Genomic DNA, 12,375 nt, shown 5'->3' with positions numbered 1-12,375 from the left:
TGCGCACTCCGCCGTCCCGCCCGGTCTTCCGTGAGCCGGAATGCGCTGTGGTGCATCTCACCGGGGCGGAGGGATCGTCCGGTGGGTCACGGTGCCGCCGTCCGCCTCTGCGGCCCGGCCAGTGCCCGTCCCGCAGCCCCTGCACAGGAAGGCCCCTTCATGAGCATGACCACCCGAGCCGCCGTCTGTCGGGAACCGGGCCTCCCCTGGGAGATCACCGAGCTCGAGCTCGACGCCCCCCGCGCCAACGAGGTGCAGATCAAGTTCATGGCCGCCGGCATGTGCCACTCCGACGACCACATCCAGAAGGGCGACGCGCAGATGCGCTTCCCCGTGGTCGGTGGCCACGAGGGCGCCGGCATCATCGAGGCCGTCGGCGAGGGCGTCACCCGGGTCAAGGTGGGCGACCACGTCGTCTGCTCCTTCATCCCCGCCTGCGGCAAGTGCCGCTACTGCTCCACCGCCCGGCAGAACCTCTGCGACGAGGGCAAGAACGCCTCGACCGGTCAGTTCCCGGACGGCACCTTCCGGTTCCACCAGAACGGCGAGGACTTCGGCGGCCTGTGCGTCCTCGGCACCTTCGCCGAGCACGCCGTCGTCAGCGAGTACTCGGTCATCCCGATCCCGGACGACATCCCGTTCGAGGTCGCCTCGCTCGTCGGCTGCGGGGTGCCGACCGGCTGGGGCAGTGCGGTGCACGCGGCCGGTGTGCGGGCCGGGGAGACCGTCGTGGTCTTCGGCGCCGGCGGGGTCGGCAGCAACGCCGTCCAGGGCGCCCGGTTCGCCGGCGCGCAGCACGTCGTCGTCGTCGACCCGGTCGAGTTCAAGCGCGAGATGGCCACCGTCTTCGGCGCCACCTCGACCTTCGCCACCGCCAAGGAGGCCCAGGAGTTCGTCAACGAGGTCTCCTGGGGCGAGCTCGCCGACCACGCGATCATCACCGTCGGCGTGCTGCACGACGAGGTCATCGCCGACGCGCTGCGCATCGTGGGGAAGACCGGCCAGGTGACCGTGACCGCGGTCGGCAACGGCTGGGTCGACGAGCACCCCGGCCTCTTCATCGGCTACCAGCGCCGCATCCAGGGCGCGATCTTCGGCGCCTGCAACCCGCTGTTCGACGTGCCCCGCCTGCTGAGCCTCTACCGCACCGGTGACCTCAAGCTCGACGAGCTGATCACCCGGACCTACCGGCTCGACGAGGTCAACCAGGGCTACCAGGACATGTTGGACGGCAAGAACATCCGCGGCGTGATCATCCACGAGCACTGAAGGACTGCAGACCATGACGATCGCCCCTCCCGGCCCGGTGGCCGGATCCCCGCTCATCATCGACGACGCCCAGCTCATCGGCGGTGACTGGGTCCGCGCCGCGGACGGCCGCACCATCGACGTCGTCAACCCCGCCACCGGCGAGGTCCTCGCCCGGGTGCCCCGCGGCGGTGCCGCCGACGTCGAGGCCGCGGTGCAGGCCGCCGAGGCCGCCTATCCCGCCTGGCGCGACACCAACGCCACCGCCCGCGCCACCCTGCTCTTCCGCTGGGCCCAGCTGATCGAGGACAACCTCGTCGAGCTGGACAAGCTGGAGTCCCAGGAGGTCGGCCGACCGCACTGGGGCCCGCCGCCGATGGCCGGCCAGCTCCGCTTCACCGCCGGTCAGGCCGACAAGGTGCAGGGCCTGTCGCTGCCCACCTACTCGCCGGACGCGATCGGCCTCACACTGCGCGAGCCCTACGGCGTCGTCGGCGCGATCATCCCGTGGAACGCCCCCGGCCCGATGTTCGTCACCGACGTCGGCCCGGCCATCGCGGCCGGCAACACCATCGTCATCAAGCCGGCCGAGGACGCGCCGCTGACGGCGCTGGCGCTGGCCCGGCTGGCGCTGGAGGCCGGCATCCCGCCGGGCGTGGTCAACGTCGTCACCGGCTACGGCCACGAGGCCGGCGCGGCCATCCCAGCGCACCCGCGGATCCGCCGGATGAGCTTCACCGGCTCCCCGCAGACCGGCACGCTGATCATGGCTGCCTGCGCGCAGAACCTGACCCCGCTGCACCTGGAGCTGGGCGGCAAGTCCCCGCAGGTCATCCTGGCCGACGCCGACCTGGACGCCGCCGTCCCGGCGATCGCCCGCGGCATCACCCTGAACACCGGCCAGATCTGCGCGGCGGGCTCCCGGGTGATCGTCCACCGCTCCGTGCACGCGCAGGTCGTGCAGCGGCTGGCCGAGCAGATGTCGCAGGTCAAGGTCGGCCCGTGGCACGAGCAGGTCAACATGGGCCCGCTGATCAACGCCAAGCAGCAGGAGCGCGTGCTCCAGTACATGCAGCTGGGCCAGGAGGAGGGCGCCGACCTCGTCCTCGGCGGCGGCCGCCCGGCCGGCGAGCAGTTCGAGCGCGGCTACTTCGTCGAGCCGACCCTCTTCGACAACGTCGACCCGCAGATGCGGATCCACCAGGAGGAGATCTTCGGTCCGGTCCTCGGGGTCACCGCCGTGGACGACGAGGACGAGGCCCTGGCGGTCGCCAACGGCACCGACTACGGCCTGGTCGCCTCGGTCTGGACCCGCGACGTCGGCCGGGCCGTGAAGTTCTCCCGCGGCCTGCTGGCCGGTCAGGTCGCGGTCAACGCGGCCCTGGGCGCCGGCGTCATCGGTGGCCCCTTCGGCGGCTACAAGCGCTCCGGCTTCGGCCGCACCATGGGCGCCGACGCCGTCCTGGACTACACCACGGTCAAGACCGTCTCCCTCCGGGGCACCGGTGCCTGAGCCGACCCCCGTCCCCCGCAGCACCGCCCCCAGGAGGGTCTCCCGATGAGCATCACCACCCACGCCGCCATCGCCCGGGGCCCGCACCTGGGCTGGGAGATGGTCGACCTCCAGCTCGACGAGCCCAAGGCCCACGAGGTGCGGATCAAGTTCGCCGCCTCCGGGCTGTGCCACTCCGACGACCACATCACCCAGGGCGACGCCCCGGTGCGGATGCCGGTCGTCGGCGGCCACGAGGGCGCGGGCATCGTCGAGTCGATCGGCCCCGACGTCCGGCGGGTCAAGGTCGGCGACCGGGTCATCTGCTCCTACATCCCCGCCTGCGGCGCCTGCCGGCCCTGCTCGACCGGGCACCAGAACATGTGCGTCAAGGGGCTGAACGCCGGCACCGGCATGTTCCTGGACGGCACGTTCCGCTTCCACCTGGGCGACGAGGACCTCGGCGGCTTCTGCTCGCTGGGCACCTTCAGCCAGTACGCCGTCATCTCCGAGTGGGCGGCGGTGCCGATCGCCGACGACATCCCGTGGGAGGTCGCCTCGCTGGTCGGCTGCGGCGTGCCCACCGGCTGGGGCTCGGCGGTCTACGCCGCCGGCGTCCGCCCCGGTGACACCGTCGTGGTCTTCGGCTCCGGCGGTGTCGGCAGCAACGCCGTCCAGGGCGCGCGGTACGCCGGCGCCAAGAACGTCGTCGTGGTCGACCCGGTGGAGTTCAAGCGGGAGATGGCCACCGTCTTCGGCGCGACGCACACGTTCGCCTCGGCGAAGGAGGCCCACGAGTTCGTGGTGGAGACGACGTGGGGCCAGCTGGCCGACCACGCGATCCTCACCCCGGGCGTGGTGACCGAGGAGATGGTCAACTCCGCCGTCCAGATGACCGGCAAGGGCGGCAAGGTCACCATCACCGGCGTCGGCAAGATCAACGAGAAGGCCGTGCACTTCCACGCCGGCGCGCTCATCGGCTACCAGCGACAGGTCCGCGGGGCGCTGTTCGGCGACTGCAACCCGCTGTACGACATCCCGAAGCTGCTGGGTCTGTACCGCGCCGGCGACCTCAAGCTCGACGAGCTGGTCACCCGGACGTACAAGCTGGACGAGGTCAACCAGGCCTACCAGGACCTGAACGACGGCAAGAACATCCGCGGCGTCATCGTCCACGACCTCTGACGTCCACCGGCCACCTCCGTGGCCGTCCCCCGGAACCGGTGCCACCCGCCGCACGGGTGGCACCGGTCCCCGGCGCGCCCGCGCGCCGGCCGAGCTCGAGGAGAGCGATGAGCGACAGCGTGCGCGCGGTGGTCCAGACCGGTCCGCGGAAGATGGAGGTCCGGGAGTTCCCGCGCCCGGTGATCGGCGCCGACGACGGCCTGCTGCGGGTGGAGGCCAACGGCATCTGCGGCAGCGACGTGGAGACCTACAAGGGCCACATGTCGATGGGCCGCGGCGACTTCATCCCCGGTCACGAGCCGATGGGGATCATCGAGGAGATCGGTGACCGCGCGGCCGAGCGCTGGGGCGTGCAGGTCGGCGACCGGGTGGCCCTGGAGGTCATCGTCCCCTGCCGGGCCTGCGCGAAGTGCCTCACCGGGCGCTACCAGGCCTGCCCGAACCGGACCCTCGGGCACGGGGTCACCGGCATCGACGTCGCGCCCAGCCTGTTCGGCGGTTTCGCCGAGCACCTGTACGTGACGCCCAACTCGGTCCTGCACAAGATCGACAAGACGATCCCCGCGGAGATCGCGGTCATGTTCAACCCGCTGGGCGCCGGGGTCCGCTGGGCCGTCCACCTCGGTGGGATCGGCCTCGGCGACACCGTCGTGGTGCTCGGCGCCGGCCAGCGCGGGATCGCCTCGGTGATCGCGGCCAAGGCCGCGGGTGCCGGCACGGTCATCGTCACCGGGCTCGAGGCCGACGCGCACAAGCTGGCGCTGGCCCGCGAGTTCGGCGCCGACCACACGGTGGTCGTGGGGGAGGGCGGCGAGGACGTCGTCGAGCGGGTCCGGGAGATCACCGACGGCGAGATGGCCGACGTCGTCCTCGAGCTCACCCCGATGGCGGCCGGCCCGGTCACCGACGCGCTCAAGGCGGCCCGGCACGGCGGCACCGTGGTGCTCGCCGGCCTCAAGGGCGGCCGGGAGATCCCGCTGAGCACCGACCTGATCATCAACCGCGCGCTGGTCGTGAAGGGCGCCTTCGGCGTGGACTTCGCCGGCCAGGAGGCGGCCATCGCGCTGATCGAGTCCGGCCGCTTCCCGCTGGAGAAGCTGCACACCCACACGTTCGGCCTCGACGACACGGCCCTGGCCATCGAGACCCTCGCCGGCGAGGTGCCCGGCGAGTCCCCGGTGCACGTGTCGGTCCACCCCAACCTGTCTGCCTGAGGAGGCCCTCGTGCTCGTCGATGCGCACGCCCACCTGCTGCCCCGCGACTACCCGGCCGACGCCCCGGAGTGCTTCCCGCAGATGGAGGCCGTGGACGGGGAGACCGCCCGCACCCTCGTCTTCGGGGCCATGCGGTTCAAGGCCCGCGACGTCTTCTTCGACGCCGAGCGCCGGGTGGAGGAGATGGACGCCTCCGGTGTCGACGTCGAGGTGCTGAGCCCGATGCCGCCGCTGCTGAAGTACGACCTCCCGGCCGGCGACGGGCTGTCCCTGGCCCGGCACGTCAACGAGTTCGCCGCCACGCTGTGCGCCACCGACCCGGCCCGCTTCAAGGGCCTGGGCATGGTGCCGATGCAGGACCCGGAGGCCGCCACCGCCGAGCTGAAGGCCATCAAGGACCAGGGCCTGCACGGGGTGGAGATCGCCTCCAACGTGCTCGGGAAGTCGATCGGCCACGAGCAGTTCCTGCCGTTCTTCCAGGAGGTCGAGCGGCTGGGCCTGTCGGTGTTCGTGCACGCCATGCCCAGCCCCTCGGAGCGGCTGCCGATGGCGGCCATGGGCACCCACGTCGTCGGCGTGGAGGCGGCGTTCGCGGCCGGCTCGATGATCAGCGGGGGCACCGCCGCCGCCTGCCCGGACCTGCGCATCTCCTTCAGCCACGGCGCCGGCGGCTTCCCGATGATCCTGCCGCGGGCCCAGTACTTCTGGGGCGGCTCGTGGAACGAGGAGCCGGTCGACCTCAGCCGGGCGGTGATGCACGACGACGGCCCCTCACCGCTCGAGCTGGCCCGCCGGTTCTGGTACGACTCCATGGTCTTCGACCGGCGCGCCATCCGGTTCCTCATCGACCTGCTGGGGGCCGACCGGCTGCTCGTCGGGTCGGACTTCCCGGCGATGCTCCGGGAGGAGCCGGCGGCCCGCACGCTGCGCTCGATGGACCTGCCCGAGGCCGACTGGGCCGCGATCTCCGGGGAGAACGCGCTCCGCTGGCTGGGCATCGCCGGCACCGACTGACCCGTCCGACGCCCGTCCGCGACCGCGTCCGGCCCGCCTCCCCGGCGGGCCCGGCGCGGTCGTCGGCGTGCCCGCGGAGAGGGCCCTCGGGCCGTGCCCGAACCGTTACCACGGGGCGGGAAGTTGTCTCCCGTCCGACGGAAGCGGCGGGCCGGGAGCGACCGGCCAGACGGGACTCTGAGGGCAGCGCAGTGAGCCCGGTCACTCCGACCGCGGGCACTGCGAGCACCTGTTCGCTCACCGGCGATGGCCGGTTCCGCGCAGCCAACGATGCCCACTGAAGCGGGAGCACCGACGTGAGACGAATGACCAAGCTGGCCCCGATTGCCGCGGCCCTGATGATCCTGACCGCCTGCGGCGGCGGCGGGGACGACAGCTCCAACGAGCCCGCTGCCGGCGGTGCCGGCGGCGGCGAGCCGGTGGCCGGTGGTGAGATCACCGTCCTCGAGGACGCTGCGTTCGCCGGCTCCTGGCCGGCCGGCCTGGACCCCGCCACCAACACCACCGGTGGTTCGAACATCGCCATGAACCAGGCGATCTTCGGCGGGCTCTTCCTGCTCACGGCGGACGACGACGGCACCAACGCCGAGGTCACGCCGAACCAGGCGGAGAGCTCCGAGATCTCCGAGGACGGGCTCACCTTCACGGTGAAGCTCCGCGAGGGCATCGAGTTCAGCGACGGCACGCCGCTGGACGCCGAGGCGGTCCGCTTCAACTGGGAGCGCGACCTCTCCAACCCCTGCACCTGCAAGCCGACCTGGCCGCTGGCCGAGGGCGGCATCACGGTGGTCGACCCGCTGACGGTGCAGCTCCAGTTCACCCGGCCCTACCCGGCGATCCTGGCCTCCTTCCCGGCCAGCAACGTCAACTGGATCGCCTCGCCCACCGCGATCCAGGAGCTCGGTGAGGACGCCTTCAAGATCACCCCGGTCGGCGCGGGTCCGTTCACCGTCGAGTCCAACCAGCTCAGCTCGTCGCTGGTGCTCAAGAAGAACCCGACCTACTTCAAGGAGGGGCTGCCCTACCTGGACGGCCTGACCTTCCAGTCGATCGGTGGCGACCAGCCCGCCTACCAGGCGCTGCAGGCCGGCCAGGCCCAGGTCTACGAGGGGCTGAACACCACCCCGCTGCTGGAGCAGGCGCAGAACAACGACCAGCTGCAGGTCGTCGTGCAGCCGGCGACCTCGCCGTACGTGATCCAGCTGAACACCGAGATCGCGCCGTTCAACGACGTCAAGGCCCGTGAGGCGATCTACCGCGCCACGGACTTCGAGGCCATCAACGAGGGCATCTTCAAGGGCACCTACGACGTCAGCCAGAGCTTCACCGGCCCCGGCGGCAAGTTCTACGAGCAGGAGGTCGAGGGCTACCCGGAGTACGACCTGGACGCCGCCAAGGCGCTGGTCGAGGAGGTCGGTGGGATCACCGTCCGGCTCGGCACGATCAGCAACTACGTGGCCACCCAGATCAACACCGCCCTGCAGACGCAGTGGGAGGAGGCCGGGATCAACGTCGAGATCAACGACTACCAGCTCTCCGGTCTGATCCAGGAGTTCACCGGTGGGCAGTGGCAGGCCATGCTGCAGACCGCCGGTGCCTGGGACCCCGCCGCCGGTGTCGGCGTCGGCTTCCGCTTCCAGTCCGGCGTCCCCTACAGCGGGGTCAACGACCCGGCGCTGGACCAGCTGCTGAACGACGCGTCCGCCACGGTGGACGAGGCCCAGCGCGCCGACCTGTACCGCCAGGCCGGTGAGCTGATCGCGGAGAACTTCTACGCGCCCTTCGGCCTCGCCTTCGCCCCGGCGAACATCTCGGCGGCCGGCGTGCACGGTCCGGGTCTCACCACGAAGATCCCGCCGATCCTGGTCAACGCCGGGGTCATCTGGGACGAGGTCTGGCAGGAGCAGTGACCACTGCCACCCTCCCGCGGGTCCCGGGCAACCGGGGCCCGCGGGTCTCCCCGCTCCGCCGGGTGACCGGGTCCCCGGCCCTCCGGCTGGTCGTGAAGCGGCTGCTCATGGCCATCCCGATCATGCTCGGCGTCACCGTCCTCACCTTCTGGGTGCTCAGCCTGATCCCCGGCAACGCGGCCCAGCAGCTGCTGGGCGCCGAGGCCACCCCCGAGGACATCGCCCTGCTCGAGGAGCGGCTCGGGCTCAACGAGTCCGGCGTCTCCCGTTACCTCAGCTGGCTCGGCAACGCGGTCACCGGCGACCTGGGCAACTCCCTGGTCAGCGGCCAGCCGGTCAGCGACGTGCTGGGCGAGCGGCTGCCGGTCACCGGTGAGCTGGTCTTCCTGGCCTTCTTCGTGTCGCTCATCCTGGCCGTCCCGGTGGCCCTCATCGCCGCCCACAAGCCCAACGGCGTGCTGGACCGGGTCAGCATGATGGTCAGCACGCTGGGCCTGTCGGTCGCCAACTACGTGCTGGCGCTGCTGCTGGTGCTGGTCTTCGCGGTGACCCTGGGCTGGCTGCCGGCCATCGGGTACGTCCCGCTGTCCGAGGGGCTGTGGGCCAACCTCGAGCCGATGATCCTGCCGTCCGCCGCGATCGGCCTGCCGCTGTTCTGCTTCTACGCCCGCTTCCTGCGCGGCGACCTGGTCGACCAGATGCAGCAGGAGGAGTACGTCACCACCGCCCGCGCCAAGGGCATCGGGTCGTGGCAGGTGCTCCTGCGGCACGCCTTCCGCAACTCGTCCTTCGGCCTCATCACCGTCGTCGGCCTGAACCTGGGGGCCTTGATCGGCGGCACCGTCATCGTCGAGCAGATCTTCGCGCTGCCCGGCGTCGGCCAGATGCTGCTGCAGGCCATCAACACGCGTGACTTCGTGGTCGTGCAGGCCGCCGTGGTGATCTTCGCCCTGGTGGCGGTGCTGGCGAACCTGTTCGTCGACCTGATGTACGCCGTCCTAGACCCGAGGATCCGCTATGGCAGTAGCTGACACACCGCTGCAGGTCGCCGAGCAACCTGCCGCCGACCAGGACGACGCCGTCCCGGGTGGCCGCCGCTGGCACGGCAAGCTGGGCATCTGGCTGCCGGGTGGCGCGATCGCGCTGATCGTCGCCGCCTGCTTCCTGGGGCCGGCCCTCTTCGGGCTGCCTCGTCCGGTCGGCGGCAGCGTGCTGGAGAGCTACCTGCCCGCGGGGTCGCCCGGGCACCTGCTGGGCACCGACCCCAACGGCAACGACATCCTGTCGCGGCTGCTGCACGGTGGCCGGGCGTCGCTGTTCATCGCCTTCACCGTCAACGTCATCGGCCTGGTGCTCGGCGGCACGCTGGGCGCCGTCTCCGGCTACGTGGGCGGCGTCGTGGACACCGTCATCATGCGGATCCTCGACGTGCTCATCGCCTTCCCGTCGCTGGTGCTCACCCTCGCGGTGGCCCAGGCGCTCGGCCCCAGCATCCGCAACACCATCTTCGCGCTGGCGTTCTTCAGCATCCCGGCAGTGGCCCGCGTCGCGCGGTCCGCGGTCCTCCGGCTCCGGGGGCAGCCCTTCATGGCGGCCGCCGAGCTCAGCGGGACGTCGGCCTGGCGGATGCTCTTCAAGCACCTGGCCCCCAACATCGCCCCGCAGCTGATCACCTTCGGCATGCTGGGCATGGGCATCGTGATCATCATCGAGGGCGCCCTGAGCTTCCTCGGCCTGGGCATCCCCGCCCCGGCACCGAGCTGGGGGAACATGGTGGCCGACGGTCAGCTGAGCCTGTCCGCGACGCCGATGCTGGTGGTGTGGCCCAGCCTCGCGCTCCTGGTCACGGTGCTCTCCTTCAACCTGCTCGGTGAGAACCTGCGATCGCGCTGGAGCGGACGATGACCGGTGACCGCACGACCTTCCCCACCGACGACACCTTCGTCTCCACCGGGGTCATCGACTCCGGTGCGCAGCCCGACCGCGGGCGGCACGCCGCGGTGCCGGGCGAGCCGCTGCTGACCGTGTCCGACCTGCGGGTGCAGTTCACCCGCGGGGGACGCCGGATCAACGCCGTCAACGGGCTGTCCTACGAGATGGTCCCGGGCAAGATGATGGCGATCATCGGCGAGTCCGGGTCCGGCAAGAGCGTGAGCTCCCGGGCGCTGATGGGCCTGCTCCCCGGGACGGCGAAGATCTCCGGGTCGATCCGCTTCGACGGCCGCGAGCTCATCGGGCTGGACGAGAAGGAGCTGCGCAAGCTGCGCGGCGGCGACATCGCCATGGTCTTCCAGGACCCGGCGCGGTCGCTGAACCCGACGATGAAGATCGGCTCGCAGATCACCGAGGCGGTGCGGGCGCACTCCGACCTGGACAAGAAGGGCGCGCACGCCCGGGCCGTGGAGCTGCTGCGGCTGGTCCGGCTGCCCGCCCCCGAGCGGCGCTTCCACGAGTACCCGCACCAGCTGTCCGGCGGCATGCGCCAGCGCGTGATGATCGCGATCGCGCTGGCCGGCGAGCCGCGGCTGCTGATCGCCGACGAGGCGACCACCGCCCTGGACGTGACCACCCAGGCGCAGATCATGGAGCTGCTCGTCGAGCTGCGCGAGCGGCTGGGCATGGCGGTCATCATGATCAGCCACGACCTGGGCCTGGCCGCCAGCTACGCCGAGGACGTCGTGGTCATGTACGCCGGCCAGGCGGTCGAGCACGCGCCCGTCCGGACGCTGTTCTCCAACGTCCGGATGCCCTACACCCGGGCGCTGCTCGGGGCGATCCCGGCGCTGGACCGCGAGCCGCACTCCATGCTCCCGGTGACGCCGGGGCAGCCGCCGGACCTCTCGGCGCTGCCCAAGGGCTGCCCCTTCCGGCCGCGGTGCTCCAACGCGACCGACAAGTGCCTGGAGCACCCGCCGTTCCTGGAGCACGAGCCGGACCACTGGTGGGCCTGCTGGAACCCCGCCGGCACCGAGCTGGACACGGCGCCGGAGATCACCGCCGCGCTGACGCCGGCGAGCGCCACCGAGGCGGCGCACCACTCCGAGCACGATCGACCCGAGGACGAGGGAGTCGCCCGATGACGGCAGTCGAGGAGCGCCAGCAGGGCCTGCCTGCGGCGCCGAGGACCCCGCTGCTGAAGGCGCGCAACCTCGTCCAGGAGTTCCCGGTGCGCGGCGCGGGTGGCGTGCGGGGCGGCGTCGTCCACGCGGTGTCCAACGTGTCCTTCGACGTCTACCCGGGCGAGACGCTCGGCGTGGTGGGGGAGACCGGCTCGGGGAAGTCCACCCTGGCCCGGTCGGTGATCCAGGCGCCGCGGCCGAAGTCGGGTGAGGTGGAGTTCCAGGGCAAGGACCTGATGAAGCTCCGCCGCCGCGACCTCAAGCAGGCCCGCCGGCAGATGCAGATGGTCTACCAGGACCCGTTCGGCTCGCTGAACCCGCGCTGGCGGATCGCCGAGCTGGTCGAGGAGCCGCTGATCGGTTACGGGGAGGGCAACGCGACCTCGCGCAAGAAGCGGGTCGAGGAGCTGCTCGACCTGGTCGGGCTCGATCCGTCGCAGTACGCCAAGCGGCGCCCGCACGAGATCTCCGGTGGCCAGTGCCAGCGGGTGGCCATCGCCCGCGCGATCGCCCTCGACCCCGCCCTGGTCATCTGCGACGAGGCGGTGTCCTCGCTCGACGTGCTGATCCAGGCCCAGGTGCTGAACCTGTTCGAGAAGCTGCGCCGCGAGCTCAACCTCTCCTACCTGTTCATCGCCCACGACCTCGCGCTGGTCAAGCAGGTCAGCGACCGGGTGGCGGTCATGTACCTGGGCCAGCTGGCCGAGATCGGGCCGGCCGAGGGCATCTACCGGCAGCCGCTGCACCCCTACACCTCGGCGCTGCTGGACTCGATCCCGCGGATCGACCCGGCCACCGGGCGGGCGAACAAGCCCGTCTCACTGCCGGGGGAGCCGCCGTCGCCGGTGGACCCGCCGAGCGGTTGCCGGTTCCGCACCCGGTGCCCCCGGGCGCAGACGAAGTGCGCCGAGGAGGAGCCGCAGCTGGTCGAGCTGCTGCCCTCCCACCAGGTGGCCTGCCACTTCCCGCTCACCATGGCGGAGGACGAGCTGCCGCCCCGGCCGGGCGGAGCCACCCAGGCGGCCCCCACCCCGGTGACCTCGGTCGCGTGACGGCGTGGGCGGCGGTGGGGACCGGGTGACCGGCCCCGCCGCCGTCCGGTCGTCCCTCGTCCTCCCGGTCGCCGCCGGTTAGCGTGACGGCGACCACGTCCCGCGGCCGGCACCGCTGCCGGCCCCGACCTCAGGAGCCG

At 71.6% G+C, this 12,375-nt stretch carries 10 protein-coding genes; all 10 read left to right on the top strand.

Annotated elements, in window-relative coordinates:
- Nucleotides 1-159: 159 nt before the first annotated feature.
- On the top strand, nt 160-1,269 hold the full coding sequence (locus tag HL054_RS09950; RefSeq protein ID WP_369138799.1) for an NDMA-dependent alcohol dehydrogenase: 1,110 nt from the start codon (nt 160-162) through the stop codon (nt 1,267-1,269).
- A gap of 13 nt (nt 1,270-1,282) precedes the next feature.
- Complete coding sequence (locus tag HL054_RS09945; RefSeq protein ID WP_369138798.1) at nt 1,283-2,761, top strand: aldehyde dehydrogenase family protein; 1,479 nt, start codon at nt 1,283-1,285, stop codon at nt 2,759-2,761.
- A 45-nt stretch (nt 2,762-2,806) separates the two neighbouring features.
- Nucleotides 2,807-3,925 (top strand): NDMA-dependent alcohol dehydrogenase, encoded by a 1,119-nt coding sequence (locus tag HL054_RS09940; protein ID WP_369138797.1) that lies wholly within the window; start codon nt 2,807-2,809, stop codon nt 3,923-3,925.
- A gap of 107 nt (nt 3,926-4,032) precedes the next feature.
- Entirely contained in the window at nt 4,033-5,139 is a 1,107-nt protein-coding gene (locus tag HL054_RS09935; protein ID WP_369138796.1) for a zinc-dependent alcohol dehydrogenase, read from the top strand.
- Between the two features lie 10 nt (nt 5,140-5,149).
- Nucleotides 5,150-6,154, top strand: a complete 1,005-nt coding sequence (locus HL054_RS09930; protein WP_369138795.1) for an amidohydrolase family protein — start codon at nt 5,150-5,152, stop codon at nt 6,152-6,154.
- A gap of 305 nt (nt 6,155-6,459) precedes the next feature.
- Nucleotides 6,460-8,064, top strand: coding sequence for an ABC transporter substrate-binding protein (locus HL054_RS09925; RefSeq protein WP_369138794.1), 1,605 nt, complete (start codon nt 6,460-6,462; stop codon nt 8,062-8,064).
- A complete protein-coding gene (locus tag HL054_RS09920) occupies nt 8,061-9,095 on the top strand; it encodes an ABC transporter permease (protein ID WP_369138792.1) in 1,035 nt (344 codons plus the stop codon). The genes HL054_RS09925 and HL054_RS09920 overlap by 4 nt, the downstream gene beginning before the upstream one ends.
- On the top strand, nt 9,082-9,969 hold the full coding sequence (locus HL054_RS09915; RefSeq protein ID WP_369138791.1) for an ABC transporter permease: 888 nt from the start codon (nt 9,082-9,084) through the stop codon (nt 9,967-9,969). Before HL054_RS09920 ends, HL054_RS09915 begins: the two co-directional genes overlap by 14 nt.
- Complete coding sequence (locus HL054_RS09910; protein ID WP_369138790.1) at nt 9,966-11,144, top strand: ABC transporter ATP-binding protein; 1,179 nt, start codon at nt 9,966-9,968, stop codon at nt 11,142-11,144. Before HL054_RS09915 ends, HL054_RS09910 begins: the two co-directional genes overlap by 4 nt.
- Nucleotides 11,141-12,235 (top strand): ABC transporter ATP-binding protein, encoded by a 1,095-nt coding sequence (locus tag HL054_RS09905; protein WP_369138789.1) that lies wholly within the window; start codon nt 11,141-11,143, stop codon nt 12,233-12,235. Before HL054_RS09910 ends, HL054_RS09905 begins: the two co-directional genes overlap by 4 nt.
- Nucleotides 12,236-12,375: the final 140 nt, after the last annotated feature.

It is taken from the genome of Modestobacter versicolor (genome assembly GCF_041028285.1).
Lineage (GTDB): Bacteria > Actinomycetota > Actinomycetes > Mycobacteriales > Geodermatophilaceae > Modestobacter > Modestobacter versicolor_A.
Note: the sequence above shows the minus strand (reverse complement) of the source record. Positions and strands in the feature narration are given on the sequence as shown.